At 68.6% G+C, this 26,838-nt stretch carries 21 protein-coding genes and 1 riboswitch; of the genes, 5 read left to right on the top strand and 16 right to left on the bottom strand.

Annotated features, from left to right (window positions below; translation table 11 throughout):
- Positions 1-65 precede the first annotated feature (65 nt).
- The 6 genes from ASE35_RS13435 to ASE35_RS13410 all read right to left on the bottom strand — a co-directional run bounded on the left by ASE35_RS13435 (position 66) and on the right by ASE35_RS13410 (position 6,904).
- Positions 66-1,907 (bottom strand): DUF885 family protein, encoded by a 1,842-nt coding sequence (locus tag ASE35_RS13435; RefSeq protein WP_200957027.1) that lies wholly within the window; start codon positions 1,905-1,907, stop codon positions 66-68.
- Positions 1,908-2,056: 149 nt separating this feature from the next.
- A complete protein-coding gene (locus tag ASE35_RS13430; protein ID WP_056180494.1) occupies positions 2,057-3,289 on the bottom strand; it encodes an FtsX-like permease family protein in 1,233 nt (410 codons plus the stop codon).
- An 8-nt stretch (positions 3,290-3,297) separates the two neighbouring features.
- Positions 3,298-4,611: an ABC transporter permease gene (locus tag ASE35_RS13425; protein ID WP_056181257.1), complete on the bottom strand. Its 1,314-nt coding sequence runs from the start codon at positions 4,609-4,611 to the stop codon at positions 3,298-3,300.
- 25 nt (positions 4,612-4,636) lie between these two features.
- The gene (locus tag ASE35_RS13420; RefSeq protein ID WP_056180491.1) at positions 4,637-5,362 is read right to left on the bottom strand and encodes an ABC transporter ATP-binding protein; all 726 of its coding nucleotides are present in this window, start codon (positions 5,360-5,362) and stop codon (positions 4,637-4,639) included.
- A gap of 34 nt (positions 5,363-5,396) precedes the next feature.
- The gene (locus ASE35_RS13415) at positions 5,397-5,615 is read right to left on the bottom strand and encodes a hypothetical protein (protein WP_157489464.1); all 219 of its coding nucleotides are present in this window, start codon (positions 5,613-5,615) and stop codon (positions 5,397-5,399) included.
- 2 nt (positions 5,616-5,617) lie between these two features.
- Entirely contained in the window at positions 5,618-6,904 is a 1,287-nt protein-coding gene (locus ASE35_RS13410; protein WP_057164170.1) for an HlyD family efflux transporter periplasmic adaptor subunit, read from the bottom strand.
- Between the two features lie 210 nt (positions 6,905-7,114).
- On the opposite strand from ASE35_RS13410, the gene glmS reads away from it, so the two are divergent.
- The 3 genes from glmS (at position 7,115) to ASE35_RS13395 (ending at position 10,770) form a co-directional block, all read left to right on the top strand.
- Positions 7,115-8,947 (top strand): glutamine--fructose-6-phosphate transaminase (isomerizing), encoded by a 1,833-nt coding sequence (glmS, locus tag ASE35_RS13405; RefSeq protein WP_057164169.1) that lies wholly within the window; start codon positions 7,115-7,117, stop codon positions 8,945-8,947.
- A gap of 234 nt (positions 8,948-9,181) precedes the next feature.
- Positions 9,182-9,487, top strand: a complete 306-nt coding sequence (locus tag ASE35_RS13400) for a helix-turn-helix transcriptional regulator (RefSeq protein WP_057164168.1) — start codon at positions 9,182-9,184, stop codon at positions 9,485-9,487.
- Entirely contained in the window at positions 9,484-10,770 is a 1,287-nt protein-coding gene (locus ASE35_RS13395) for a type II toxin-antitoxin system HipA family toxin (RefSeq protein WP_057164167.1), read from the top strand. Before ASE35_RS13400 ends, ASE35_RS13395 begins: the two co-directional genes overlap by 4 nt.
- A 114-nt stretch (positions 10,771-10,884) precedes the next feature.
- Here ASE35_RS13395 and ASE35_RS13390 read toward each other — a convergent pair whose 3' ends face one another.
- Positions 10,885-12,468: a Na+/H+ antiporter gene (locus tag ASE35_RS13390; RefSeq protein WP_057164166.1), complete on the bottom strand. Its 1,584-nt coding sequence runs from the start codon at positions 12,466-12,468 to the stop codon at positions 10,885-10,887.
- Between the two features lie 287 nt (positions 12,469-12,755).
- Here ASE35_RS13390 and ASE35_RS13385 point away from each other — a divergent pair, with 287 nt between their 5' ends.
- Positions 12,756-14,246: a serine hydrolase domain-containing protein gene (locus ASE35_RS13385; protein WP_082611270.1), complete on the top strand. Its 1,491-nt coding sequence runs from the start codon at positions 12,756-12,758 to the stop codon at positions 14,244-14,246.
- Between the two features lie 5 nt (positions 14,247-14,251).
- Here the strand turns inward: ASE35_RS13385 and ASE35_RS13380 are convergent, their stop codons facing one another.
- The 4 genes from ASE35_RS13380 to ASE35_RS13365 all read right to left on the bottom strand — a co-directional run bounded on the left by ASE35_RS13380 (position 14,252) and on the right by ASE35_RS13365 (position 18,551).
- Positions 14,252-15,802, bottom strand: coding sequence for a phospholipase D family protein (locus tag ASE35_RS13380; protein ID WP_057164165.1), 1,551 nt, complete (start codon positions 15,800-15,802; stop codon positions 14,252-14,254).
- Positions 15,803-15,872: 70 nt separating this feature from the next.
- Positions 15,873-16,367 carry an anthrone oxygenase family protein gene (locus ASE35_RS13375; RefSeq protein WP_057164164.1) on the bottom strand — a complete coding sequence of 165 codons (495 nt, stop codon included), beginning with the start codon at positions 16,365-16,367 and terminating at the stop codon, positions 15,873-15,875.
- Between the two features lie 49 nt (positions 16,368-16,416).
- Positions 16,417-17,400, bottom strand: a complete 984-nt coding sequence (locus ASE35_RS13370) for a PD40 domain-containing protein (RefSeq protein ID WP_057164163.1) — start codon at positions 17,398-17,400, stop codon at positions 16,417-16,419.
- A gap of 11 nt (positions 17,401-17,411) precedes the next feature.
- Positions 17,412-18,551: a hypothetical protein gene (locus tag ASE35_RS13365; protein WP_235570074.1), complete on the bottom strand. Its 1,140-nt coding sequence runs from the start codon at positions 18,549-18,551 to the stop codon at positions 17,412-17,414.
- A gap of 100 nt (positions 18,552-18,651) precedes the next feature.
- Between ASE35_RS13365 and ASE35_RS13360 the strand changes: the two genes are divergently transcribed.
- Positions 18,652-19,590 (top strand): LysR substrate-binding domain-containing protein, encoded by a 939-nt coding sequence (locus tag ASE35_RS13360; RefSeq protein ID WP_057164162.1) that lies wholly within the window; start codon positions 18,652-18,654, stop codon positions 19,588-19,590.
- 9 nt (positions 19,591-19,599) lie between these two features.
- Here ASE35_RS13360 and ASE35_RS13355 read toward each other — a convergent pair whose 3' ends face one another.
- The 5 genes from ASE35_RS13355 to btuB all read right to left on the bottom strand — a co-directional run bounded on the left by ASE35_RS13355 (position 19,600) and on the right by btuB (position 25,994).
- Positions 19,600-19,983, bottom strand: a complete 384-nt coding sequence (locus ASE35_RS13355; protein ID WP_057164161.1) for a hypothetical protein — start codon at positions 19,981-19,983, stop codon at positions 19,600-19,602.
- 31 nt (positions 19,984-20,014) lie between these two features.
- Complete coding sequence (locus ASE35_RS13350; protein ID WP_056180458.1) at positions 20,015-20,461, bottom strand: DUF3592 domain-containing protein; 447 nt, start codon at positions 20,459-20,461, stop codon at positions 20,015-20,017.
- Positions 20,458-20,661 (bottom strand): hypothetical protein, encoded by a 204-nt coding sequence (locus ASE35_RS13345; protein ID WP_057164160.1) that lies wholly within the window; start codon positions 20,659-20,661, stop codon positions 20,458-20,460. Before ASE35_RS13345 ends, ASE35_RS13350 begins: the two co-directional genes overlap by 4 nt.
- A 190-nt stretch (positions 20,662-20,851) precedes the next feature.
- On the bottom strand, positions 20,852-23,959 hold the full coding sequence (locus ASE35_RS13340) for a serine/threonine-protein kinase (protein WP_157489463.1): 3,108 nt from the start codon (positions 23,957-23,959) through the stop codon (positions 20,852-20,854).
- Between the two features lie 190 nt (positions 23,960-24,149).
- Positions 24,150-25,994, bottom strand: coding sequence for a TonB-dependent vitamin B12 receptor (gene btuB / locus ASE35_RS13335; RefSeq protein WP_057164158.1), 1,845 nt, complete (start codon positions 25,992-25,994; stop codon positions 24,150-24,152).
- Between the two features lie 124 nt (positions 25,995-26,118).
- A riboswitch (cobalamin riboswitch) is annotated at positions 26,119-26,351 on the bottom strand.
- Positions 26,352-26,838: the final 487 nt, after the last annotated feature.

Below are 26,838 nucleotides of genomic sequence, written 5' to 3'. Positions count from 1 at the left end.
AGTATAGCCAGCGCCGCCGCGCGGCAGCGGCGCGCGGGCGCCGATACCGCGCGGCGGCGCGTCGATCATGGCGCGGCCGCGGCCGCGGCCGCGCCGCTGGCGCGAGTGCGTGCGATCCAGCCGTCGATACGCTGCTCCAGCGCGTCCAGCGGCAGGGCGCCGCCGCCCAGGACCTGATCGTGGAAGGCGCGGATGTCGAAGCGATCGCCGAGCGCGGTTTGCGCGCGCTCGCGCAGCTCGACGATCTTCAGCTCGCCGATCTTGTAGGCCAGCGCCTGGCCGGGGTTGGCGATGTAGCGATCGACCTCGGCCTGGATGTTGGGCTCGTCCGAATCCGAATGCTCGCGGTACCAGGCCACCATCTGTTCGCGCGTCCAACGCTTGTGGTGCACGCCGGTGTCCAGCACCAGGCGGTTGGCGCGCACCAGTTCCTGGGCGAGTCGGCCGAAGTCGCTGTACGGGTCCTGATAGAAACCCAGTTCCTTGCCCAGGCGCTCGGAGTACAGGCCCCAGCCTTCGATGTAGGCGGTCTCGCCGATCAGGCGCCGGAACGGCGGCAGCTCGGGCAGGGCGCGGGTGATCGAATTCTGCAGGTGATGGCCGGGAATGCCTTCGTGGTAGGCGATCGCCTCGATCGGCAGCAGCAGGCGTTCGGTCGGCGCGCTGGTATTGATCATGATCATGCCCGGCCGGGAACCGTCGGGCGTGCCGGGCATGTAGCCGGCCGCGGACGCGGACTTCTCGCGGTAGGGTTCGATCGCGCGCACTTCCACGCCGGTCTTGGGCAGTAGGCCGAATAGCTCGGGCAGGCGCGGCTCCATCTGGGTCACGTACTTGCGGTACAGCTCCAGGATCTGCTCGCGCGACTGCGCGTGTTGCTTGGGATCCTGGCGCACCGCGGCGCGCATCGCCTTGAGGTCGGCATAGCCGAGCTTGCGCGCGATCTCGGCCTGGGTCTTCTCGATTCGCGCGACTTCGGCCAGGCCGAGCTGGTGGATCTGCTCGGCGCTCATGTCGGTCGAGGCCTGCTGGCGGATCTGGTAGGCGTACAGCGCCTCGCCCTTGGGCAGCGACCACAGGCCCGGCGTTTCGCGGCCCTGCGGCGCGTATTCCTTGGCGACGAATTCGGACAGCTTGCGATAGGCCGGCCGCACCTGTTCGTCGACCGCGGCGAGCAGGGCCTTGCGGATGCGCTCGCGCTCGGCGGCCGGCACGCTGTCGGGGAATTTCTGCAGCGGCTGGGCGAACACGTTGTCGGCGCCGGCCGGGTCGGCGATGCCGTCGCATTGCGCGACCACTTTCTCCAACAGGTAGCGCGGCGGCATCAGGCCGTCCTTGGCGCCCTGACGCGCGCGCTCGGTGACCTGGTCCAGCAGCTTGGGCATCGCGCGCAGGCGCACGATGTATTCGTCGTACTGCTTGACGTCGTTGAACGGAAACGCGCTGGCGATGATCGGCAGCAGCAGGTGGATGCCGTTCATCTGGTCCAGCGGCATCTCGTGCAGCTTGAGCCGGTAGAACTCGCGGTCGCTTTCCAGGCGCCGGATCATCAGCTGCAGGTTGAGTCGGTCGGCGTCGGCCAGGCCTTCGGGGTCGATCGCGCGGAAGCGCTTGAGCAGCGCTTCGAGATCGCGGGTCTGGCTGTCGACGGCGGAGAGCGAGAAATCGCTCCAGCCGGCGTTGTAGCGATAGTCGCCGAAGAAGCTGGCCTGCTCCGGCGCTTCGCGCAGGAAGGTCTGCCACTGCTCGTCCAGCAGGGCGTTGAGCGCGCCGGTGCGGGCGGCGACGTCGGCGCTGGTCGCGCTGGACGCCGGCGCCGCGGGGGCGGCGGCTGCGGTGTGGACGCCGCCGATGGCCAGGGTCAGGGCGAGCGCGAGGGCGTGCAAGGGGGTGCTGCGTGGGAACATGAGTGCGGGCTCCGTACCGGATTTCGAGACGACCCGGTCCGGGCCCGTCCAGCGCGGAGGCTGGACGGGCTTGCGGACCGACTCGGAGAGACTAGCGGGCGCGTTGCGCGCGCGCCCGGAACTGCGCCACGCGTTGCGAATCGAACGCGTCAGATCGAGCGGGTCGCGACCGCCGGCGGCACCGCCGCGGCGCGGCGCGCCGGACCGAACACCGCGATCTGGCCCAGCGCCCACAGCGCGACCGCGCCCAGCGGCAGGTAGATCGCCGGCAGTCGCGGCAGTTCGTAGGCGCTCATCAGCACCATGTTGATGCCGTAGGCCAGCGCCATGCCGATCATGATGCCGAGCGTGGCAAGCAGGAAGTTTTCGGTCTGGAAGTAGCGCAGCACCTGGCCGCGGGTCGCGCCCAATGCGCGGCGCACGCCGATCTGCTTGGTCCGCTGCTGCACCCAGAAGCTGGCCAGGCCGACGATGCCCAGCGCGGTCACCACCAGCAGGGCGATGCACACCGCGACCAGCAGCCAGGCCATGGAACGGTCCTGCTGATAGAACTCACGGCGCATCGTTTCCAGGGTCTTGCTCTGGTCCTCCAGGATGATGCGGGTCGGCCCGCTTTTCTCCAGCGCCGCCATCGCCGCTTTCATGGTCTCGTCGCGGCGGCTGGGATCCACGCGCAGCAGGTAGTTGCCACCGACCTCGTAGGTCACCCGGATCGGGAAGATCATCGAGTACTCGTACTCGCCGGCGCCGCCGCGGTTGTTCGGACGCGCGAGGTGGTCGACCACGCCGACGATGCGGATCGGCTTCGGGCCCCAGCTGTAGAACACCTTGCCGACCGCGTTCTCGCCCGGGAACAGCTTCTCGGCGACGACCTTGGTGACGATCGCCGCCGGCACGCCGGCATCGGCGGGCAGTTTGTCGAAGTCCTCGTAGTTGATGTACTCGTCGTTGGTGAAGCGACGGCCGGCGATCAGGTTCAGGCCCAGGGTATCGAGCAACTGCTCGTCGCCGAAGTAGGTGGTCGCGCTGAGGTTCGGGAACGGCTGATCCTGCTTCACGCTCACGCCGCTGTTCCAGGAGGAATTGCCGAACGTGACCTGGTTGCTGACGGTGGCGGCCTTGACCCCGGGCAGTGCGCGCAGCGCGGCCAGATCGGCCTGGGTGACGGAGCGGGCGTCCTCGTTGTTGTTGATGCCGGTCAGCTGCACCCGCACGATTTCGTTTTCGGCCAGGCCGCTGGTGCGGTTCATCAGCTCCAGACGGTTGCTGATCAGGAACACCGCGTTGCAGATGATGGCGCAGCTCAACGCGATCTCGAACACGATCAGCGCGGCGGCGGTCTTGTGGCGACGCAGGGTCGTCAGGATGGGGCGGATGTCCATGGTGGGCCTCACTGGCTCTTGAGCTGGATGGCCGGGGTCACCTGGCAGGCATGCCAGGCCGGCAACAGGCCGGCCAGCACGCTGGCGACGACCGCGATCACAAAGGTGGCGACCAGCATGGTCGGGTCCAGATGGGCGAGTTCGGCGTAGCTGGCCGGTTGCTGACGCACCGCCCACAGGCCCAGCATCGCCAGGCCCAGGCCGATCACGCCGCCGACCAGGCCGACGGTGCCGGCTTCGACCAGACATTGGGCGAAGATCGCGCGCCGCGAGGCGCCGAGCGCGCGGCGCACGCCGATCTCGTTGGCGCGACGCAGGAACTTGGCCAGCAGCAGGCCGACGGTGTTGAGCAGGCAGACCAGCAGGAAGCCGAATGCCAGCCAGGTCTGCAGGCGCACGTCGGAGGGCACGACCTTGTTGTGGTCCAGCCAATCCATCACGTTGTACAGGCGCACGTTGGTCGGACGCTCGAAGCGGCCGGCGCTGCGCTGCTCGTCGGAGTAGTTGCCCAGATAGGCCAGGTAGTCCTTGGCCTTGTCGGCCGAGTCCAGTTCCACCCAATACTGCAGCCAGGCGCAGGGCGCGTTGAGCGCGTGCGAGCCCTCGGGGTCGTCGTTACGGTTCTCTCCCCAGCAGTTCATATCGCCGTTGTTGCCCATGCGCAGGGCCAGCGAGGTCGAGAACGGAATGAACACCTGCTCGCCGCGGCCGAACTTTTCGTTGCTCAAGTCGTAGAAGCGCGGCGTCGGACGCCAGTTGTCGATCACGCCGACCACGCGGAACTCCGACTCGTTGATCCGGATCGGCTTGCCGACGCTGGGGCCGGCGCCGAACAGCTTCTCGCTGAGTTCCTTGCTGATCACCGCCACGCGCGCGCGGTTCTCGTCGTCGCTGGCCTTCCAGGCGCCGCCCTGCAGGAAGGGCACGTCGAACATGGCGAACAGGTCGGCGGAGGTGAAACGCGCGTCGGACATGAAGGGCGTCAGGCCCTGGCGGTCGGGCTCGATGTTGGCCGAGCCGGCGGTCATCACTGCCTGGCGCTGGGCGCGCTTGGCGCGCAGCAGGGCTTCGGAATCGAAGCGGGTCATCTGGAACGAAGGATCCTCGCCTGGGGTGTAGCCATCCTTGGTGCGCGGATCCATCTGCACGTAGAACAGACGATCGCTCTTGCTCGGGATGGGGTCGCCGGAGAGCACGTAGAACACCGTCAGCGTGGTCATGCTAGCGCCGATGCCGAGCGCGATGGCGAGCACCATCAGCGCGGTCAGCATCTTGTTGCGGCGGAAGCTTCGGAACGCCAGGTCGAGGTAGTAGCCGAACATGGAGTTGGCGGTCATCGCGACGTCCTCAGGCGGTGGTGGCGGCGGCGTCGTCGCTGGCCAGCGAGCGCACCAGGCTGGGCACGGCCGCGAAGTCGGTGGCCATGCCGTCGACGATGTGCACGTTGCGCTGCGCGCGCGCGGCCAGTTCGGGATCGTGGGTGACCATGACGATGGTGGTGCCCTGGCCGTTGATCTCCTCCAGCAGCTCCATCACGCCGCGCGCCATCTGCGAGTCGAGGTTGCCGGTGGGCTCGTCGGCCAGCAGCAGGCGCGGGCTGCCGGCCAGCGCGCGCGCGATCGCGGCGCGCTGCTGCTGGCCGCCCGACAGCTCGGCCGGGTAGTGCTTCATGCGCGAGCCCAAGCCGACCCGGCTGAGCGCGTCTTCGATGCGCTGGCGGCGTTCGGCGCCGGGCATGCCGCGGTAGCGCAGCGGCACGTCGACGTTGTCGAACAGGTTGAGGTCGGGGATCAGGTTGAAGCCCTGGAAGATGAAGCCGATCTTGCGGTTGCGCAGGCGCGAACGCGCGTCGTCGGACATGCCGCTGACGTCCTCGCCGTCGAGCCGGAACTCGCCGCCGGTGAAGGTTTCCAGCAGGCCGGCGATGTTGAGGAAGGTGGTCTTGCCCGAGCCCGACGGGCCGGTGACCGCGACGAACTCGCCTTCGCGCACATGCAGGTCCAGCGAGCGCAGCGCGTGGGTTTCGACGAGTTCGGTGCGGTAAACCTTGGTGACCTGGCGCATGTCGAGCATGACGGTATGTCCTGAGTGAAAAGGTGGAGAGGAATCAGCGAACGCGGAACGAGGTCGGCGCGGCGTTGCGCAGGTAGCCGTTGCGGCGCCAGGCCTGGACCGGGGCTTCGACGTTGGCGCTGGGCTGGGCCTGGGCGCGCGCGGCGTCGAAGTCGAACAGCTCGCTCAGGCGCAGCGGCATCGCGCCGGCCAGGTCGTCGGAGGTCCAATGCAGGTCGAAGGGGAACACTGGGGTGCGGTTGGAAGCTTTCATGATCATTCTCCTGAGAGGCGGATGCTTTCTGCGTTGTCGAACTGGTCGCTACCGGATACCACCACGCGCTCGCCCGGTTGCACGCCGGAAACGATCTCGACCGCGCTGAGGCTGCTGGCGCCGGCCTGGATCGGGCGTCGCACCGCGCGACTGCCGTCGACCACGTAGGCGAAGCGGCCGCCGGACTGTTCGAGGAAGGGGCCGCGCTCGACCATCAGCACGTTGCGGCGGGTGTCGAGCACGATGCGGGCGGACAGGCGCTGGTTCTGGCGCAGGCCCGGGGGCTGCTTGCCGGTGAAGCGCAGGCGGCTGGTGACTTCGCCGTTCACCACTTCCGGCGACACCGCCGAAACCTGCGCGGCGTAAGGTTCGCCGGCGCCGCTGGTGATCTGCGCCGGCATGCCGATGCCCAGATCGCGGGCGAAGCTTTCCGGCACCTTGATCTCGACTTCGAACACGGCCAGATCGACCACGCTGAGCACCGGCGCGTTGGCGGCGACGTTGGCGCGCTGCGCGATCTGGACCTGACCGACCTGGCCGTCGAAGGGCGCGCGCAGAGTCAGCGCGTCGACCTGGCGCTGGGTCTCGATCACGATCGCGCGCTGGCGGTCGGCGAGCAGGCGCTTGTTGCGCGTGTCCAGGCCGGCGCCCTGGCCTTGCAGGCCGGCGTCCTGGCGCGCATGCGCCAGACCGATGTCGGCCTTCTTGAGTTCGTCCTGCGCGCGCGCCACGTCGACCTGCGCCACCGCGCCGCCTTCGAAGCCGCGCTGCTGGCGTTCCAGGTCGCGGATCGCGGCGGTGCGTTCGATCTGCGCCTGGTCGTAGGCCTTGCGCGCATTCGAGCGCGCCAGCTGGGCGTCGAGCTCGGAGCGGCCGGCCTCGGCTTCCAGGCTGGCCAGGGTCGCCTGTTCCTGCGCCAGCTTGCTGCGCAGTTCGGGGCTGTCGATTTCGGCCAGCGCCTGGCCTTGCTTGACCACGTCGCCGGCGACCACCTTCAACACCACCGTGCCCGCGGCGATCGCGTACAGGGTGGGGCTGTTGGCGGCGATCACGCGGCCGTCGGCGGAGATGTCGCGCACCAGGTCGCCGCGCTTGACCTCGGAGATGCGCACCCGCGATGCGTCGACCGAACGGCCGCTGGCGCTCCAGCCCGACAGCAGCCAGGCCGCCAGCGCGATGGTGCCGACGCCGGCGGCGCCGGCCAGCAGCCAGGGGCGACGGCGCTTGCTCGCGACGGAGGAGGTGGCGGCGACGGGGCGGTCCTGGGCGGCGGTATCGCGGATGCTCATGCGGTGTTCGGCTCGGCGGGTGGGCGAAAGGTCTTTGCTGTTATGCAATGCACGAGTCGTGCCAACCGCAAGTTGTTGATTTTATTGGCTGGCGCGCAGTGTCCGGGTGTCCGTCCGGACGGACACCGCGTCCGCCGGACAGACCGGACATGCCGGTTGTGCCGCCGCGCGCCGTTAAACTAGGCGGACACCAGCAGGAGCATTCGCAGCATGTGTGGAATCGTCGGCGCGATCGCGGATCGCGATGTGGTACCGGTCCTGATCGAAGGTCTTAAGCGGCTGGAGTACCGCGGTTACGATTCCGCCGGCATCGCGGTGATCGACGGCGCCGATGTGCGCCGCGTGCGCCGCACCGGACGCGTCGCCGAAATGGAGGGCGCGGCACAGTCCGAGGGCTTCCACGCCACGCTCGGCATCGGCCACACCCGTTGGGCCACCCATGGCGGCGTCACCGAAGCCAATGCGCATCCGCACATCAGCTTCGGCGAACTGGCGGTGGTGCATAACGGCATCATCGAAAACCACGAAGAGCAACGCGAGCGCCTGCGCGCGGCCGGCTACGTGTTCGAGTCGCAGACCGACACCGAAGTCATCGCCCATCTGATCCATCACCATCAGTCGCAGGGCAAGGATTTGCTGCTCGCGGTGCAGAGCGCGGTGCGCGAACTGATCGGCGCCTACGCGATCGCCGTGGTCAGCAAGCGCGAACCCGGCCGTCTGGTCGCCGCGCGCATGGGCTGTCCGCTGCTGGTCGGCCTGGGCGAGGGCGAGAACTTCGTCGCCAGCGACGTTTCGGCGATCATCCAGGCCACGCGCAAGGTGATCTTCCTGGAAGAGGGCGATACCGCCGACGTGCGTCGCGACGGCGTCGACGTGTACGACGAGCATGGCAAGCTGGCCGCGCGCGATGTCCATCTGTCGGACGTGTCGCTGGCCTCGCTGGAACTGGGCCCCTACCGCCACTTCATGCAGAAGGAGATCCACGAGCAGCCGCGTGCGATCGCCGACACCATCGAAGCGGTCATGAACGACGGCGCGTTCCTGCCGGCGCTGTTCGGCCGCGACGCCGAAGCCGTGTTGCGCGATATCGAAGGCGTGCAGATCCTGGCCTGCGGCACCAGTTATTACGCCGGTCTGACCGCGCGTTACTGGATCGAAGCCATCGCCGGCCTGCCCTGTCAGGTCGAGGTCGCCAGCGAGTACCGTTACCGCAAGGCGGTTGCCAACCCGAAGCAGTTGATCGTGACGATCTCGCAGTCGGGCGAAACCCTGGACACGATGGAGGCCCTGAAGTACGCCAAGTCGCTGGGCCACGAGCGCACCCTGTCGATCTGCAACGTGCCAGAGAGCGCGATTCCGCGCGCCAGCAAACTGGTCTACTACACCCGCGCCGGCGCCGAGATCGGCGTGGCCTCGACCAAGGCCTTCACCACTCAGTTGGTGGCGCTGTTCATCCTGACCGCAACCGTGGCCAAGCTGCAGGGCCGTCTGGACGCCGCGCAGGAAGCCGAGTTCATCGACGCACTGCGCTACCTGCCCGGCAGTGTGCAGCACGCCCTGAATCTGGAACCGCAGATCACCGCTTGGGCCGAGCGCTTCGCGCCCAAGCAGCACGCGCTGTTCCTGGGGCGCGGCGTGCACTACCCGATCGCGCTGGAAGGCGCGCTCAAGCTCAAGGAAATCTCCTACATCCACGCCGAAGCCTACCCGGCCGGCGAGCTCAAGCACGGCCCGCTGGCGCTGGTCGACGCGGCCATGCCGGTGGTGGTGATCGCGCCCAAGGACGGCCTGCTGGAGAAGGTGAAGTCGAACATGCAGGAAGTGCGCGCGCGCGGCGGCGAGCTGTTCGTGTTCACCGACGAGGACAGCCAGTTCGGCCCCTCCGAGGGCGTGCACGTGATCCGCGCCCCGCGCAACGTCGGCGTGCTGTCGCCGGTGGTGCACGCGATTCCGGTGCAGCTGCTGGCCTACCACGCCGCCCTGGCGCGCGGCACCGACGTCGACAAGCCGCGCAATCTGGCCAAGTCGGTGACGGTGGAATGAGCCGCGACCGCGCCAGTCGGGGCGGTCCGGGTAGATGAGGCTTGCGAGGATGAGCGTGCGGCTGCGCTAGACGCTCTTAAGGGCGTAGCCAGTTAACTAGCGCTTTTCTGCCTATTTAGCGATATCTCCGCCTTATTCGGCGGAATAGTGCTATTTGATTGATATGTATTTAACTAGCGGATTTCCGCCTTGTGATAGGCTTCGAGCTATCCGTTTGGCGAGAAAGCGCTAGTTATGTCTGCCGCATTCAATACGCCGCAAGAACTCCTCTCAGAGCTCGGGGGGCGGATCAGCCGGCTGCGCATCGGTAAAGCGCTCACCCAGGCGGAGCTGGCCAGCCGGGCCGGCGTATCGCCACGGGCGCTGGGCGACCTCGAGCGTGGCAAAGGCTCGTCGCTGATTACCTACGTCAGCGTTCTGAAGGCATTGGATGCCTTGTCGTCCCTGGACGCGCTGGCGCCGGCACCGACGATCAGCCCCATGGCTTTGCTGCGCACTCGCCAGGCCCAGCCCAAGCGAGCGCCGAGGCGGCGCTCATGAACGCCGCACCGCTGGTCGTCGTCGAAGTGCGCGTATGGGGTAAGCGCGTCGGCGCGGTCGCGGCGGATCCGACGTATGCGTCCTACGCCTTCGAATACGACCCGGCCTGGGCGCGCCGCGGGATCCAGTTGGCGCCGCTGACGATGCCCACCCCTGGACCCGGCATCCATACATTCCCCAGTCTGGATCGCGAGGCCTACAAGGGCTTGCCGGGCCTGCTCGCCGATGCCCTGCCCGACGACTTCGGCAACCAGTTGATCGACGCGTGGATGGCCAGCCACGGCGTCGCCAAGCAGGACGTGACCACCCTGGATCGCCTTGCGTACATGGGCAAACGCGGCATGGGCGCGATCGAGTTCCGGCCGGCGCGCGGTTCGGCCAGGGAGTCCAAGAAACCGCTGGCGATGAAGAGCCTGGTGGAAGAGGCGCGCCGTGCCATTCATGCGGATCTGAGCGACGACGAAGCCGCGCAGGCGGCGCTTGCCAACATCATCCGCGTGGGCACCTCGGCCGGCGGCGCGCGCGCCAAGGCGGTGATCGCCTGGCATCCGCAAACCAACGAAATCCGTAGCGGCCAGTTCGACGTGGATCCGGGTTGGGAGCATTGGCTGCTGAAGTTCGATGGGGTCGGCAAGGATCTGGAGCTGGGATCCAGCCAGGACTACGGACGAATCGAGTACGCCTACTACCTCATGGCGACGCACGCCGGCATCGTCATGAGCCCCTGCCGCCTGCTGCAGGAGAACGGCCGACGGCACTTCATGACCAAGCGCTTCGACCGCGAGGGCAACGACAAGGTGCACGTGCAGACGCTGTGCGCCTTGCAACACCTCAACTACAAACAGCGCGGCACGCATGCTTACGAGCAATTGTTCATGGTGGCCACGCAACTGGGGCTGGCCCCCGAGGCGCTGACCCAGCTGTTCGCCAGGATGACGTTCAACGTGGTGGCGAAGAACCACGACGACCACACGAAGAATCACGCCTTCATGCTGCGCGAAGGCGGGGCCTGGGAGCCGACCCCGGCCTACGATGTGACATTCGCCTACAACCCGAGCGGCGAGTGGACCCAGCAGCACCTGATGAGCATCAACGGTAAATTCGACGCCATCACCAAAGACGACCTGCTGAACGTGGCGGCCCGGTTCTCGATCCCGGATGCGGAAAAAGCGATAAGCCGCGTATGCGAGGCGGTGCGCGAATGGTCCGGCTTCGCGGCGGAAGCGGGGGTGCAGGACGCGGAAATCGCCCGGATCGGGCAGCTCCACATCGCGCGGCTGTAACCGACACCAGCGAGCGACCGCGACAAGCGCGCGGACGCCGGTTTCGGGGGGGGCGCCCCTGCCGTCGACGACATGAAACGCCGGGCGCATTCTGCCCCGACGTGACGACCGCGCTTACGCCTTGGCCGAAATCGCGCTCAGCTCTTCCAGATCCAGATCCCGTTCCAGCTCGCGCAAGGTCGCGTCGTCGATATCGCCGGCGCGGTGCAGGCGGATCAGTTCGCGGCGGCCGCTGGCCACGGCTTCCAGGACGACGTCGAAGTGGGCGTGCAGCAGCGGCGTGTAGTGCTCGGTGCGAGCGGCGTAGTCGACGATCGCCACCGACTTGCGTTCGTATTGCGCCAGCAGCTTGGGGTGGATGAGTTCGCCGGCGCTGTCGTAGGCCAGGGCGCGCACGGTCGCGAACTGCGCCTGCGCCATCGCGGCTTCGGCCTGGCTCATGGTCAGGCGCGGCTTCTCGGTTTCCGGCTCGGTCAGGCGCGCCCATGCGATCACGCGGCCCAGGGTCATGCCCTGCAACAGGACGGTGCCCAGGATGACGGCGAACGAGGTGACCAGGATGAAGTCGCGGCCCGGGAAGCCTTCCGGCACGCTCAGCGCCAGGGCCAGGGTGACCACGCCGCGGACGCCGGCCCAGCTCAGTACCGTCGAGCCGCGCGCGCCGATGGGCTGGTAACGCTTGAGCCCCAGCGCGTTGCAAAGCTTGATGATCAGATCGGAGCCGAACACCCAGACGAAGCGCGCGACGGTAAGCGCGGCGATCACCCCGAGGATGTGCCATCCCATCGTCGCGGCCACCACACCGAAACCGCCGCCGCGTTCGACCACGCCGCGCAGCGACAGCCCGATCAGGATGAAGACCGAGGCCTCCATCAGGAACACCAGCACGGTCCAGAACGAAGTGCCGCGCATGCGCGTCGAGGCCGAGAGGATGATGCTGGAGTTCCAACTCGCGATCAGTCCCGCGGTCACCGTGGCGATGACGCCGGACACGTGCAGCATTTCGCCGAGCAGGTAGGCGATCCATCCCAGCAGCGCGGTGGTCGCGATGATCAGGTATTCGTCGCCCAGGCGGCGCACCAGCTTGACCCAGAGCAGGCCGACCAGGATGCCGACCGCCACGCCTCCCAGCGCCAGCAGAAAGAAGCTGCCGACCGCCTCGCTCGCACTGAAGGCGCCGGTGACGCCGGCCGCGATCGCGAAGCGGAACAGCACCAGGCCGCTGGCGTCGTTGAGCAGGCTTTCGCCCTCCAGCAGGATCTGCAGGCGCCGCGGCAGCTTCACCCGTTGCAGCACCGAGCGCGCGGACACGGCGTCGGGCGGCGACACGATCGCCCCCAGCGCCGCGCAGGCGGCCCAGGGCAGCGACGGAATCAGCCAATGAGTCACCACGGCCACGACCACGCAGGTGAACAGCACCGCGCCCACCGCCATCGAGCCGATGCCGATCAGATGGCGGCGCAGCCGGGTCAGGGCGATGGACCAGGCGCCGTCCATCAGCAGCGGCGGCAGGAAAATGACCAGCACCAATTCGGGATCGACGCTGATGGCGGGCAGACCGGGCAGGAAGGCCAGCGCCGCGCCGCCGGCGAGCAGACCCACCGACGGCGGCAGGCCCAGCCTGTCGGCCACGTAGTGCAGCGCGATGATCGCCAGGAACATCACGATCACCAGCTCGAACAAATGGGTTGAATCCATGCGGCTCTCCGACGGCCAGATGCCTGCTGCGCCTGGCCCCTATTTCCCGCCAGGATCGGCCGAAACGCAATCGCTGCGGGCGGCCGCCGCGTCGGCGAATCTACGTGCGGTCGATAGGGTCGCTGCGCGGGCGGCGCCCCAACCGTAATCGTGGCGGGCCCATTGTCGCGCTTCCTGGCGGAGGCGGAACAAGAGGCGGCTGCTGGCCCGCTCGCCGGCGTCGCCGTTCCAACCAAACCTCGCGGTCGCGCATCCGATCCCGGAACCCCGACGATGGCGAACTCCCGATGAAGCATTCCCGCTGGCTGTGCTGCGCCGCACTCGCGCTATCGAGCCTGTGCGCGCAGGCGCAAACCGCGCCGGCGCCGACGGCCGCTGCGGCCGCAGCGGCGCTGCAGGCGCGGATCGCCAGAGTCGAGCAGGGGTTGTCGACGCGCATCGTGGTCAAGGGGGCGCCGGGCCGGCGGCGCGGCCTGAGCGAGCGCATGGCCTTCCACCGTGTGCCGTCGGTCAGCATCGCCTTGGTCAACGAGGGGCGGGTGGAGTGGGCGCGCGCCTACGGTGTGGCCGATGCCGTCAGCGGGCGGCCGGTGGATACCGACACCTTGTTTCAGGCCGCTTCGATCAGCAAGTCGCTCAGCGCCATCGGCGCGCTGCGTCTGGTCGAGCGGGGCCGGCTCGCCTTGGACGGCGATGCCAATCGTCAACTCGCGTCCTGGCAGATCCCGCAGAACTCTTACACCCGCGCGCATGCGGTCAGCTTGCGCATGCTGCTCAATCACAGCGCCGGTACCAACGTGCACGGTTACGACGGCTATGCGCCGGGGCAGACGCTGCCGAGCTTGCTGCAGGTGCTGGAGGGCGCGGCGCCGGCCAACTCGGCGCCGGTCCGGGTAGAGCTCGCACCCGCCAGCGTCTGGCGCTATTCGGGCGGCGGCTACAGCATCGTCCAGTTGATGATGAGCGAGGCCAGCGGGCAGCCCTTCGAGCGCTACATGCGGGAGGCGGTGCTGGATCCGCTGGAGATGCGTCGCAGCACGTTTGCGGCGCCCTTGCCGGAGGCCTGGCGCGATCGCGCGGCCAGCGCCCACGATGGCAGCGGCAAGGGCATCGCGGGCGGGGGGCATGTGTATCCGGAATCGGCCGCGGCCGGCCTGTGGACCACCCCCAGCGATCTGGCACGCGTGCTGATCGAGGTGCAGCGCGCCGAGGCGGGCCAGTCCGCGCGGCTGCTGTCGCGCGACATGGCCGCGACCATGCTCACGCGCGGCCTGGGCGAGTACGGCCTGGGGTTCTTCGTCGAAAACCTGGGCGACCGCAGCAGCTTCAGCCACAGCGGCGGCAGCGCCGGCTTTCGCGCGCAACTGTACGGCTACACGCGCTCGGGCCAGGGCGTGGTGGTGATGACCAACAGCGACAACGGCGCCGCGCTGATCGAGGAGATCCTGTGCAGCATCGCCGCCGAGTACGGCTGGCCGGAGTTCCGGGTGATCGAGAAGGCCGCGATCGCGGGCGATGCCGAGGCGAATCGGGCACTGGCCGGCGGTTACCGGTTGCTGGACCTGCCCGCTCAGGTCATCGCCGACGGCGAACGCCTGTATTTCCAAAGCGAACTGTTCGGTGCGCAGCGCATGGAGCTGTACGCGGAAGGCAAGGATTCATTCTTCATGACCGCTCAGGACATGTCGCTACGCTTCCAGCGCAACCACGACGGCGCCGTGGCGGGATTCGAGCTGTTGCGCGGCGCGAATACCTATGCGGCGACCAGAACCCGCTAGCGCCGCTACAACTGCGATTCGATCGGCAGCCAGCCCAGTACGCGCGCCGTGGCGCGGCGCATGAGGCCGGCGTCCGGCTCGCGGTCGAGCAAGCGCGGCGGGCGGCTGGTCTCGTCCAGCCAGCACAGGCGGCCGTCGTCCAGGGTCACCCGATAGCTCAGCGCCGGCGCGGCCAGGCGTTCGTACTCGCGGCGCAAGGACGCGGCCAGCGTCGCGTCCTCGAACAGCACACCCATCTCGGTGTTGAGCTCGGCCGAACGCGGGTCGAGGTTGAACGAGCCGACGAAGCCGCGCGCGCCGTCGACCACGAAGGCCTTGGTATGCAGGCTGGCGCCGCTGCTGCCGAACAGGCCGGCGGCGGCGCTGGGGCCGCTGCGGCGGATCTCGTACAGGCGCACGCCGCCCGCCAGCAGGCGCTCGCGGTAGCGCGCATAGCCGCTGTGCACGGCCGGGACATCGTTCGCGGCCAGGGAGTTGGTCACCACGCCGACCTGGGCGCCCTTGCGCACCAGGCCGACCAGGCCCTCGCTGCCTTCCTCGCCGGGCACGAAGTAGGGCGAGATCAGCAAGGCCTCGCGCTGGGTGGTGGCGAGCTTGGCGATCAGTTGGGTCACCAGCCAGTCGTCGCCGCCGTCGCCGCGCTTCTGTGCGGGATCCGACACTACCCGCACGCCTTCGCTCCAGTGCATGCCGGTGTCCCAGGGCAGGTTTTGGTCCAGCGAATCGGAGACGCGTTGCAGATAGCGCTTGGCCTCGTCGCCCTTGGCATCGTCGTCGATCCGGGCAATGTAAGCCTTCAGCTCAGCCGGCTTCTTGTCGCTGAGTGCGGCGATCGGCACCACCGCGGGGCTGTTCCAGTAGCGATCGAAGATGGCGCTGGCGTCGGCGACCGCCGGGCCCGCCAGCAGCAGGTCGAGGTCGCGGAAATTCACTTCCTGGTGGGCGTCGAAGTATTCGTCGCCGACGTTGCGGCCGCCGACCACGGCGACCCGGCCGTCGGCGATCCAGGCCTTGTTGTGCATGCGGTGATTGATGCTGAAAACGCGCTGCACCATTTCCAGCAAACGCCACAATCCCTCGCGGTTGCGGAAGGGGTTGTAGAGGCGAATCTCGATATTGCGGTGCGCGTCCAGCACCATCAGCGCCGGGTCCAGGCCCTTGGCGTTGATGTCGTCCAGCAGCAGACGCACGCGCACGCCGCGCTCGGCCGCCGCGTAGAGTTCGCGGCCCAGCAAGCCGCCGACCAGGTCGTCGTGCCACATGTAGTACTGCAGATCCAGGCTGCGGCCGCTGGCGCGCGCGCTGGTCGCGCGCGCGGCGAAAGCCTCCAGGCCGCCCGGGATCATCAGCACGCCGGTCTTGCCCGGATGCGCGGCCAGACGCGGCGCGAGTTCGCGGTCGATCGTGGTCTGCGCCGCGCGCAAGGGCAGGTGGGCGCTGGGCGCGCCCGTCGCGGGCGGGGTCAGACGGTCGGCAAGCAGTACACCGCTGACGACCAGCGCCAGCAAGGCCAGCAGGCCCCAGGCGAACCAACGCCAGCTTATGCGGATGCGCATCGAGGCTCCTTAGCGACGGTCGGAGTATGCGATGCGGCCCTCCGGCGCGCCAAGCCGACTCGCCGCCCCGCTAGCCGGGCGCGGCGCGCTGCAGCAAGGCCAGCACGAATAGCGCGCTGGCGAGCGTGCACGCCAGTGTGCGCACGTGATTCCCGCGCGTCCAATCGCGCAGGTAACGCTGCCAGACCGGCAGCGCGGCTTCGCCGCCCTGGTCGACCGCGGCTAGGGCGTTGTTGAGCGGCACGTTGAACGCGACCGTGCATACGAACATGCCCAGCACGTGGACGACGCCGCCGACGAGCATGGCCAAGGCGCCGGGCGCGCTCGCATGCACGATCCCGATGCCAGCCAGCGCCAGGCCGGCGAACGTGGTGAGCCAGAACACCGGCATGAACAGCGAACGCAGGATGACGCGGTTGATCGCGTTCATCGCGGCGATGCCGGCGTCGGGGGCGATGCTGCCCAGCGCGCTCATGATGAACACCGAGAAGGCGAAGAACAGGCCGCCGAGCAGGCCGCAGCCGATCGCGCCGATCCAGAGCAAGACGCAGATGACGGTGTCCATCCTGGCGAAAACTCCTGTATGCGCGGCGATGGCAGCCGTTGCGTTCGAGCTACGGGCTGGGGTCGTCGCCCGCCGCGTGTTTGCGCGCCGCATCGGCGTCCCATGCAGGCAGCCGATAGCGAACCAGATGCAGCTCCATGCTCTGCGCGCCGTCGCGTTGGGCCGAGTAGAGCAGACGATCGCGCTGCGACCAGTCCAGCATCGGGCCGTAGCTATCGGTCTCGCGGCTGTTCACGCTTAGCGGCAGCAACTGGCCCGCATCGTAGCCCTTGCCGTGGGGCCTCGCCAGATAGAGGTCGACCCGATCGGTGCGGAAGTCCTGCGCGCGCGAGTAGACGATGCTGGCATCGTCGGCGAGATAGCTGGCGTCGAAATCGTGGGCCGAGGTGTTGATGCCTCCGCTCAGGCGTTGTGCGTCGTCGAAGCCGTCGCCGCGCCGCCGCGCGACGTAGAGGTCGAGTCCGCCGGCGCCGCCGGGGCGGTCGCTGGCAAACAGCAGGCGCCGGCCGTCGGCCGAGAGCATGGGTGCGTACTCCTTGCCCGGGCTGTTCACCGCCGCGCCCAGAGGCTCGGGCTCGCCGAAGCCGGTGGCGACGACCGCGACCCGCCACAAATCGTCCGCGCCCAGGCCGCCGGGGCGGTCCGAACAGAAATAGACGCTGCGGCCGTCGGCGGAGAACGCGGGGTCGAAATCGCGACCCGGCGAGTTGAACGGCACCGGCGTCGCCTCGCTCCAGCCCTGTTCGCCGCGGCGCGAGATCCAGATGTCGTAACCGCCCGCGCCGCCGGGCCGGTCGCGGCTGAACCACAGCGCGGTGCGGCCGTCGGGGCTGAGGGTGAGGCGGATTTCCGCGTAGCGCGTGGAGGCGATGCCGGGCGCGAACACGGCCGGCGTATCGAGGATCTCGATCGAGGGCTTCGATGCTTCGCCCGCCACAGCAGGCGAACTCGCATCGCTTGCGCCGGCCGCCAGCATCAGCCAGCAGATCGCGGCCGGGCGAAGCAGGTGTTTCGCGGCGATGTCCAAGCCCATCGATCGCACCCCTAGATCTTGCGCACGAAATCGCTGATCCAATTGGTTTCCCAATTGGCGCCACCGTCGTTGGAGCATGCCTGCTCCCAGCGCGCAGAGCGCGCGGTGATGCGCGACCACAACACGCGGGTACGGATCGGCTTGCCATCGAGACTATCGTCGCCGATGAAAGTGCCCAGGCCCTGCGCGTCGAAGCCGCCGCGCACGGGCGGCGCGATCGCGGTCGGCGTGCGGCCGTCCAGCCACCAGCTCAGCCATTGCTTGTTTTTCGCATCGTAGGAACGCAGGCCGACGCCGCGCACCGTGCCGGTCGGGAACTCGAAGACGTTGTCGCCGACGTTGCCGTAGCCGCCCAGCACCGGCCAATTGCGCAGGGTGCCGCCGAACTCGTCCCAGTCCTGGCTGCCGACCAGGCGCTGGCGCAGGCGGCGGTGGCTGACTTGCCAATCGCCGACCAGGAAATCGAAATCGCGCGGCGCGTCGGCCAGCTTGTCCAGCGGCGAGGGCCGCGCGGCGGTGCGGGTGAAATAGTTGCGCCAATTGGTTTCCCAACTGGCGCCGCCGTCGGGCGAGAACGCCTGCTCCCACCACGGCTGTCGGCCGTGGATGTCGTGCCAGCGGAAGCGCATCACGATCGGCTTGCCGCGCAGCGTGTCGTGGCCGACGAACTCGCCGCCGTCGCCCATGAAGCCGCCGCGCACCGGCGGATCGATGTGGGTCGGGTTGCGCGCGTCCAGCCACCAGATCGACCACCGGCCCGAGTCGCGGTCGTAGGCGCGGATGCCGAGGCCGCGGTAGGGATCGCCGGGCAACTCGACGAGGTTGTCGTCGATGGTGCCCAGGCCGTCCAAGGTCGCCCAGCACGCGCTCTTGCCGGCGAAGTCCTGCCAGTCCTGGCTGCCCGCCAAGCGCTCCTTCAAACGCCGATGGCGCACGTCCCAGTTGCCCTGCAGCCAGGCCCAGTCCCGCGCATGCGCGCCGGGTGTGGCGGGCGCTTTCGCGAAGCTCCAGGCGGGCAGGGCCAAGGCCGCGGCACCGGCCAGGGCCGTGCGGGTCACGAAGCCGCGCCGACCCGGCGAGGCCGGGGAATCGGTGGCGTCCGCATCGACCCGCGACGATGCGGATCCGGGCTGGATGGGGAAGGAGGTCATGCGCAGTCCCTGTGGCGGTGGCGGAGGTTGCGGCGCCCAGGATGCGTGCCGCCGCCGCGGTTGACGACACGAATTCCGGGCCGCAGGCTAAGTCACACTTATGGTCCAGTCGCCGCGATTCCCCTCCTTGTCCGCGATCCGGGCCTTCGAATCGGCGGCCCGATTGGGCAGTTTCGCCAAGGCCGCGCAGGAGCTGGACACCACGGCGGCCTCGGTCAGCTACCACGTACGCCGGCTCGAGGAGCAGATCGGCGTGGCCCTGTTCCGGCGCCACCCGCACCGGGTCGAGCTGACCGAGTCGGGCGAGCTGGTCGCGCGCGAGGCCATCGCCGCCTTTGCCGCATTGCGCGCGAGCTTCGTGCGCGCGGTCGACATCGACGAATCGCGTTTGTCGCTGACCACCTTGCCGACGCTGGGCACCAGTTGGCTCACGCCCAAGCTGGGACGCTTCCGCGCGCGGCATCCGCAGATCGCATTGGAACTGGATCTGTCGGTCGAGGCCCAGGACCTGGGCGTGGGCCGCTACGATCTCGCCATCCGCAACGGCCACGGCGTGTGGCCCGGGATGCAGGCGATGGAACTGTTTCCGGCGATCTTCATGCCCTTGTGCGCGCCAGCCCTGCGCGCGGCCGCGGCCGAACTCGGCGATCCGCGACGGCCCTTGAGCGTGCCCTTGCTGGGCCGGCCGGACTGGTGGGCGCTGTGGTATCGCGCCCAGGGCCACGCCGACGCCGCGCCGCCGGGCGGCTTCGGTACCCATCTGTCGGCCGAGCACCTGGACGTCGCCGCCGCGGTCGCCGGCCACGGCATCGCGATCGGCTCGCCCATCCTGTTCCGCGGCGAACTCGAATCCGGACGCCTGGCGCCCGCGCACGATTTCGTCGCCGGCGACGGGCGCGCGTTCTGGCTCACCTACCCGAGCGCGCGCCAGCGCAGCGGCAAGATCGCCAGGTTCCGCGAGTGGCTGAGCGAGGAAGTCGCGCGCGACCGCGAGGCGGCCCAGGCCTATTTGCGGCGGGCGGTGATCGTCGCGGCTTGAGGGCCGGGCCTAGCCGGCGAAGTGGAACCGCACCAAGGCCAGGCACAGCGCGAACAGGTAGGCGTAGGAGAAGCGCTCGATGCTCACCTGCACGTGCCCGCGCTTGACCCGCCAAACGCCCAATGCGGCCATCGCGAACCCGGCCAGTATCGGCGTCGCGATCAGGTTGACCACTCGCCAGCTTTCGTCCCGCACCAGCAGTTCCGGCAGCAGCCACAGGCTGACGCCACCGGCCAGCGCGCCCAGGCAGGCGTAAGCGATCGCGGTGAACCAGGGGTTGTAAGGCGGCGACTTGCGCTTCCGGCGGAACGGTTCCAGGCCCAGGTCCACCAGCAGTTCCAGCACCCCTTGCAGGACCACTTCGCCGATCAGTTGGAACAGGAATTCGAGCACGATCGACTCCGAGACAGGGGGCAGGCGGCGATCAGGTGACCAGGTAGTACAGCGGCCACAGCGACAGCAGCACCGCCAGGAGCAGGTGCACCAGATTGGCGGTGGAGCTGCCGGGCACCAGCACCGCGCGCTGCGGGCGTTGCGGATCGTAGCTGACCTCGACTTCGCGGCCCTGGACGATGCCGTCTAGCAGTTCGGCGGCATCGGAAAAACCCAGGTAACGCGTGGGCCGATAGCTCAGTCGGGTCGAGGTGTAGTGATGCCGGCCCACCTGATAGCGGTAGCGCACATGCGCCGAATGGGTGACGTCGCCATCCTCGTCCGGCTGGGTTTCGTCGAGATAGGCGCTCAGCACCCGGCCGCGCGTACGCGGCCAGCCGGCCGAGGCCTTCGCCAGCAGCAGCGCGCGCGCCTGCCACGCGACCAGGCCCAGCACGATCAGCAGCAGCAAGGCCGGCCCCAGGTCGGATCCGCTCATCGCGACGGCGTCCGCGCGCGCAGGCCGTACGCTAATGCGGACAGGCCGAGCGCCTGCAACAGCGCCAACCGCGGCGCAATGGGCAACTGCAGGAATACGAACCGGCCCTTGGGATCGCCGTTGCCGCCGAAAGCGAAGCCGAGGCAGATCGCGATGAGGGCGAGATAGAGTGCGGCCAGGGCCAATCCGGTCTTGCTCATGCGCGATCTGCGTGAGAGTTGAGCGGATCATCTTGGCCGATCGGCCCGCCGTCAATATCGGTTAAATTCGAGCGAGCATGGGAACGCAACGTGACGCGGTTTCCAACCGGAAATGGCTGCGTTGGTTCGCGATCACCGACCAGCTCGAGCGGCGAATATGCCGGCAGCCACTGGGTGCGAGATCATCGCTTTACCCCTTGTTGCAGGCACGCGCACGCCGATTCACGGCTTCGGTCTCCGACTTCGATAGCCACAAAGCGTTCGTCGTATCCAGCATCAACCCCTGGTCTCGCAGGCTATCGCGGTAACCGCGAACCGTCAGTGTGATGGGATCGTCGCGATCCAGTACGCGCTCGTCAAAACGCAAGGCACGATCCAAATGTGCCGCGGCATCTATTCTTCGGCAGGTTTCATGCGCGTGTAGCGCCCGAAAGACCAAGGCTCGATTAAGAAAGTGGGCGCGCAAGTAATCCTCACTGGTGCGTTCGAGGAGTTTCCTGTCCAGGAAGGCGCGGTTGTCTTCGATGCGCTGCGCGAAACGACGATCCGCTTGCTCGCGCTCTCCGCGCACGTATAGCAGTTGGTCCCCCAGTTGGCTCAAGTCCTGCAATAGGAGATCGTGAGGCCCGCCGTAGTAGCGCTCAGCCTCGCGCAGGCTTTCGTCGACCTGACGCTGGGCCTCGGCCAGGCGCGAAATATCGCCGTCGGCCAGAATGGTGGAAACCAGCAGGCTCCGCTCGTACGGCGCGGCAATGCCCGACCGACGCTTCTCCTCAATGGTCTGTCGCAAAAGCTCGATACCTTCGGCGACGTCGCGCGGAGTGCGCTGGACGCCGGACAGACTGATCAGGGCCGCGCCAAGGTTTCCTTTGAGCGCGATAGTCTGCTCGGCCTGCGGGCCCGCGGTGCGTTGCAGAGTGCTTAGTGCTTCGCGCAGCAGGCGCACGTTGTCTTTATCGTCGCGTGCGATCGCCCAAGATATACCACCCAAAGCCATGGCGAAGGTCGGACTATCTCGCCCGTGGCTTGCTTCCAGTTGCGTCAACGCACCCTCGATATCTTCCTGCACCTGGTGAGGGTATTGCGCCCAGGCCAAGCCGAGCACGGCCTCCGCCGTCTTGGGATGACTCGGGCCCAGGTTGCGGCGACGGTTCGCGGCCAATTCTTGCGCTCGCTTCAGTACATCGGGCTTGCCTCGGCGGCCGAGAATGGTTACCAGCAGATCCAGCGCATCGTCGGCGAGTATCGGATTGCGCGGCCGCGCCAGCGCCTCGGCTTTGATGGCGTCTGCCTCGGCGTCTTCGAAACGCAGCATGCGGTGCAGAAAGTTCGCACGCACAAGCAGAAGCTCTGCGCGGACTTCTTCATGGTCGCGAGATAGTCTTTGCGCCTGGTCCACCAGCTCGTCCATGGTCCGGACCGCGCCGAGGGTGTCCGCCTGTCCCCATTGCGCCTTCGCCAGCTCGGCGCCGAAGCTCAGCCGCATCGACTGCGCGTTCGCATCGTCGCTGTCGCCGATCCTCTCCAATTGGGCGCGGGCCAATTTCTCGGCCTCGGCGTAGCGGCCACGGCTGTTGAGCATCGCCAGTCGCGTGGCCCCGATGGAGCCCTCGTCGTCGCGCGCGTCGCCCAGCGCCACCTGGGCCTGGTCGGCCAGGCGCTGGGCGTGGCGATAGTCGCCGAGCACGGCGTAGCTGCGCGCCAAGGTCGCGAGGCTGCGCGCATGCAGCAACGGATGTTCGTCCAAGGGCAGCCCACGCAGCTCGCGCTCGGTCTTGTCCAGCAGCGCTTTCGACGAGAACGGCGCACTGCCCAGCCCCGACAGCGTGGCCATGCCCAGGGTGGACGCGAACAGGCGACTCACGGCGGCGGTGGCCTGGGTTTCGCGTACCGCGATGCGGTGTTGGCGCAGGGCCAGGCCGGCGCCCACCGCGCCTGCGACCGCCACGGCGGCGGCTACGCCGACGGCCAGACGGTGGCGGCGCGCGAACTTACGGGCCCGGTACAGCAGATCGTCGCCGCGTATCGCCAAGGGCCGGTGCTCGCGCCAACGCCGCAGGTCCTCGGCGTATTCGTTGATGCTGGCGTAGCGGTCCTGCGGGCGCAGGGCCACGGCCTTGCGCACCAGCGCCGACAGGTCGCCCGCGAGCAGGCGCTTGAGCGCGGTCAGGTTCGCGACGCCGCGTTGCTCGGCGACGGCGGGCGCGGCGTCATCGAGCAGTCGATCCATCGGCAGCGCCTCGCCGGGACCGGCATCGTCCATCAGATCGCGCAGCGCGTGCAGCGGTGTCGGCCATTGCCCGCACAGCAAGCGGTAGCTCAGCACGCCCAATGCGTACAGGTCGGTGGCCGGGGCGGTGGCGCCGTGGTCGCGCGCCTCGGGGGCGGCGTATTCGCGCGACAGCGCGAGCTGCTCGCGGTCCGCGCCGGCAAACGCGACGAAGGTGGAGGCGATGCCGAAGTCGACCAGCTGCACGCGCCCGTCGGCGTCGACCAGCAGATTGGATGGCTTGATGTCGCGGTGCAGTACGCCCTGGGCGTGGGCATAGCCCAGCGCTTCGCAGGCCTGGATCAACAGGTCGACGCGCTGCCGCACGCTGGCGCGATGGCGGTCGCACCAGGTGTCGATGGCGATGCCTTCGACGTAACGCATCGCGAACCAGGGATGACCGGTGTCGTCCACGCCGGCGTCGATCAGCGCGGCGATGCCCGGGTGGTCGAGGCGCGCCAGCACATTGCGTTCGTCGCGGAAGGCCGCGATCAGCGCCGGCGTCGCCAGCTCGGCGAGGATGCATTTGAGCGCGACCCGCTGCCGATATTGGCCGTCGTCGCGCTGAGCTTCGTACACGCTGCCCATGCCGCCGCGCGCGATCAGGCGCTCGATGCGCCAGGGCCCCAGGCGAGTGCCGAGGCGAGGATCGGGTCCGGCATCGGCTTGATCGCGACTTTCGCGGGCGCGCCGCTGCTCCACCAGCGCCGCCGGCGAACGGTCCAGCAGGCTGCTGTCGGCATTCGCATCGGAATCCAGCAGGGCCTGCAGCGCGCGATACAGCTCGGGGTCGCGCGTGGACAGCTCCGCGAGCGCGCGTTCGCGCTGCGCCGGAGGCATCTCGATATAGTCGTCGAACAAGTCCAGGGCGCGTGCGCTGACGTCGCTCATGAGGCTGTCTGCCGCTGCGGTGAGTGGGCGGAGCTGGGTGCGCCGATGCGTGGCATGGCGCCGGTCCGCTGCGGCTATCGTACGCCCTCCGACCGGGGATCCGATTGGACCTTCGCAGGGGGCGCGCCCGATCCGCACCCGATCGGAGCGCTCAGTAATGTCACTTAATTAGTGGATCCGTGAGGGTTTGGGCACGGTACGGCGCGCCGGGTCGGACGGTCCGTAGCCTCGCAGCGCCGCGGCAGACGCGAGCCCGTCCACCGCCCGGCTCGCTGCAAAAGAAAGCCCGGCGGAACCGGGCTTTCGAGGGCTTGGACGCGCGTCCGGCTCAGCGGGCCGGCGCGTAACGCAAGGTCAGGAACCACTCGCGACCGGGCTGGTTGTAGAACGAGATGGTCTCGTAGTCGCGGTCGAAGACATTGGCCACGCGCGCCTGCAGCGACCAGGCCGGGGTGAGCGCGTATTCGGCGCGCAGGTCCAGGGTGCCGTAGCCGCCGACCCGGCGGGTATTGGCGACGTCGTCGTAACGCGCGCTGGAACCGACTGCGGTGACGCCGAAGCGGAAGTCGCCGAAGGCGCGGTCGATGTCGACGCGCGCGCTGCGCTTGGCGCGACGCGGCAGATCGTTGCCGGCGTAGAAGCCGACCCGGTTCTCGCTGTCGAGGAAGCTGGCGCTGGCGGCCACGGTCCAATCGGCGAAGGTAGTGTCGATGCCGATCTCGGCGCCGCGCACACGCGCGCGTTCGATGTTGTTGGGCAGGAAGATCGCGGCGTCGTAGGCGATCAGGTCGTCGACCTGGGTGCTGAAACCGTCGATGCGCGCGTTGAAGCGCTCGCCGCGATAGGCCAAGCCCAGTTCCCAGGTCTTGGATTCTTCCGGGCGCAGCGCCGGGTTGCCGAAGAACGGGTAGTAGAGCTCGTTGAAGGTCGGGGCTTTGAACGCGGTGCCGTAGCCCGCGGTCAGACGCCAGTGTTCGGCGAAGCCCAGGCCCCAGGCGATGCTGCCGGTGGTGTGGCCGCCGAACTGGTCGTTGTCGTCGCGGCGCAGGCTGGCCTCGATCGACTGGGCGCCGAAGCGGCCCTGGTACTGGACGAAGCCGGCGCGGTTATCGCGCTCGTTCTTGTCGTAGGCGGTGTCGCTGTCGGCATGGTCGCGCAGCCAGTCGAAGCCCACGCTCAGCAGCTGGCCTTCGCCGACGCCGTAGTCGGTCTGCACGGTGAAGCTGTCGCGGTTGGTGGCGAAGTAACCGTTGGGCACGTTGCCGAGGAAGTTGTCGGACTCGTCGCGGTTGCGGCCGGCGCTGACCTGCAGGCGCAGGTTCTCGGAAGGACGCCAGGTGCCCTTGGCGCCGACCACCTGCTGCACGATCTCGGAGTAGTTGACGAAGCTGCCGTCGTACTCGTTCTCGCCTTCGGCGCGCAGCACATGGCCTTCGAAGCTCAGGGTGTCGGTGGCATCGAAGCCACCGCGCAGCGACAGCGAGCGGTTGCGGTAGCCGTCGCGGTCGGGCTCTTCGGTGAAGCAGCCGGCGAACAGGGTGCTGGAGCCGTCGCAGGCATTGATGCCGTCGGTGCGCTGGTAGGCGGCGTCGGCGCCGAACCAGCCGCGGCCGACGCGGCCGCCGATGCCGGCGCTGGCTTCGCGGCCGCCGTGGCTGCCAACGGTGACGCTGGCGCGCGGGGCGACGGCGTCGCGGTCGCGGCGGGTGAAGATCTGGATCACGCCGCCGATCGCGTCGGCGCCGTACAGGCTGGAGCGCGGGCCGCGCACGATTTCGATGCGGTCGATCAGGGCGACCGGCAGGTCCTGGAACGAAGCCAGGCCGGAGGTCGCCGAGCCGATGCGGATGCCGTCGACCAGGACCAGCACGTGGTCGGTCTCGCTGCCGCGCAGCGACAGCGTGGTCAGCTTGCCCCGGCCGCCCTGGTTGCCGATCGAGAGGCCGGCACGGCCGCGCAGCAGGTCGGGCAGCGAGCGCGCCTGGCTGCGCGCGATGTCGTCGTGGGTGATCACTTCGACCGGCGACAGCGCGTCGTTGGCGCTGATCGCGGTGCGGGTCGCGGTGACGACGACATCGTCCAGATCGGTGGCGTCGTCGTTCGGCTGCGCCTGCGCGAGAGCGGGCAGGGCGAGGGCGGCGGCGATGGCCAGGGACAGCTTGGGAACACGCATGAGCAAACTCCAGGGGCGCGGCGGTGGAGCCGCGCCGTCGATCGAGGGAGTCGCGAGGAGAGAGGGGCCGCGAATGCGGGCGCTGAACGCGCCGACGGTCGCCGCCGCGACGCCCTCCGCATCGCAACCAGTCGCGCGTCGGGGCCGGTCTCCGGACTCGCGAGCCGGGACCGGGGTCCCGTGCGCGGTGCCTTCCCGTGCTGAGCACAGTGGCGGTTGCCGCGGTCGACTCGCTTACCGTTGCGGGGGCAGTGCCGGGCTGGCCCGATCGCGCTGTCGTAGCGCTGGGGCGTCACCGGCTTCCCGTTTCAACCCTGACGGCGGATGCCGGGGGTCACCTCGAAGCGCGCGCAGTCTACGCGATCGGGGCCGCTGGGGCCAAAAGAGCGGGGGTTTAAGGGGGACCGTGGCCATTAGCCCCTCTCCCGCCCGCGGGAGAGGGGTTGGGGTGAGGGCCCGGCGCGAGTGCGTTGCTTGAACCCCGCCGCGCGCCCTCATCCGCCCTGCGGGCACCTTCTCCCGCAAGCGGGAGAAGGGAAGATCAAGAACGTCTCCCGCAAGCRGGMAGGGGAAGATCAARARCYAGCGTTGCGAGCCCCTCTCCCGCYCGCGGGAGAGGGGTTGGGGTGAGGGGTCGGCGCGAGTGCGTTGCTTGAACCTCGTCGCGCGCCCTCATCCGCCCTGCGGGCACCTTCTCCCGCAAGCGGGAGAAGGGAAGATCAAGAACCTCTCCCGCAAGCGGGAAGGGGGAGATCAAGAACCAGCGCTGTGAGCCCCTCTCCCGCCTGCGGGAGAGGGGTTGGGGTGAGGGCCCGGCGCGAGTGCGTTGCTTGAACCCCGCCGC

The organism is Lysobacter sp. Root916 (assembly GCF_001429785.1).
In the GTDB taxonomy this organism is placed as follows: domain Bacteria; phylum Pseudomonadota; class Gammaproteobacteria; order Xanthomonadales; family Xanthomonadaceae; genus Lysobacter.
The sequence above is the reverse complement of the archived record's forward strand: the minus strand, read 5'-3'. Positions and strand labels throughout refer to the sequence as shown.

Excerpts from the sequence above, each read along its gene's own strand:
- ASE35_RS13360 (WP_057164162.1), top strand. The coding sequence starts at position 18,652 with ATGGTCCAGTCGCCGCGATTCCCCTCCTTGTCCGCGATCCGGGCCTTC.
- ASE35_RS13370 (WP_057164163.1), bottom strand. The coding sequence starts at position 17,400 with ATGGGCTTGGACATCGCCGCGAAACACCTGCTTCGCCCGGCCGCGATC.
- ASE35_RS13425 (WP_056181257.1), bottom strand. The coding sequence starts at position 4,611 with ATGTTCGGCTACTACCTCGACCTGGCGTTCCGAAGCTTCCGCCGCAAC.
- ASE35_RS13365 (WP_235570074.1), bottom strand. The coding sequence starts at position 18,551 with ATGACCTCCTTCCCCATCCAGCCCGGATCCGCATCGTCGCGGGTCGAT.
- ASE35_RS13345 (WP_057164160.1), bottom strand. The coding sequence starts at position 20,661 with ATGAGCAAGACCGGATTGGCCCTGGCCGCACTCTATCTCGCCCTCATC.
- ASE35_RS13380 (WP_057164165.1), bottom strand. The coding sequence starts at position 15,802 with ATGCGCATCCGCATAAGCTGGCGTTGGTTCGCCTGGGGCCTGCTGGCC.
- glmS (WP_057164169.1), top strand. The coding sequence starts at position 7,115 with ATGTGTGGAATCGTCGGCGCGATCGCGGATCGCGATGTGGTACCGGTC.
- ASE35_RS13375 (WP_057164164.1), bottom strand. The coding sequence starts at position 16,367 with ATGGACACCGTCATCTGCGTCTTGCTCTGGATCGGCGCGATCGGCTGC.
- ASE35_RS13385 (WP_082611270.1), top strand. The coding sequence starts at position 12,756 with ATGAAGCATTCCCGCTGGCTGTGCTGCGCCGCACTCGCGCTATCGAGC.
- ASE35_RS13400 (WP_057164168.1), top strand. The coding sequence starts at position 9,182 with ATGTCTGCCGCATTCAATACGCCGCAAGAACTCCTCTCAGAGCTCGGG.
- btuB (WP_057164158.1), bottom strand. The coding sequence starts at position 25,994 with ATGCGTGTTCCCAAGCTGTCCCTGGCCATCGCCGCCGCCCTCGCCCTG.
- ASE35_RS13415 (WP_157489464.1), bottom strand. The coding sequence starts at position 5,615 with ATGAAAGCTTCCAACCGCACCCCAGTGTTCCCCTTCGACCTGCATTGG.
- ASE35_RS13390 (WP_057164166.1), bottom strand. The coding sequence starts at position 12,468 with ATGGATTCAACCCATTTGTTCGAGCTGGTGATCGTGATGTTCCTGGCG.
- ASE35_RS13435 (WP_200957027.1), bottom strand. The coding sequence starts at position 1,907 with ATGTTCCCACGCAGCACCCCCTTGCACGCCCTCGCGCTCGCCCTGACC.
- ASE35_RS13410 (WP_057164170.1), bottom strand. The coding sequence starts at position 6,904 with ATGAGCATCCGCGATACCGCCGCCCAGGACCGCCCCGTCGCCGCCACC.
- ASE35_RS13420 (WP_056180491.1), bottom strand. The coding sequence starts at position 5,362 with ATGCTCGACATGCGCCAGGTCACCAAGGTTTACCGCACCGAACTCGTC.
- ASE35_RS13430 (WP_056180494.1), bottom strand. The coding sequence starts at position 3,289 with ATGGACATCCGCCCCATCCTGACGACCCTGCGTCGCCACAAGACCGCC.
- ASE35_RS13350 (WP_056180458.1), bottom strand. The coding sequence starts at position 20,461 with ATGAGCGGATCCGACCTGGGGCCGGCCTTGCTGCTGCTGATCGTGCTG.
- ASE35_RS13395 (WP_057164167.1), top strand. The coding sequence starts at position 9,484 with ATGAACGCCGCACCGCTGGTCGTCGTCGAAGTGCGCGTATGGGGTAAG.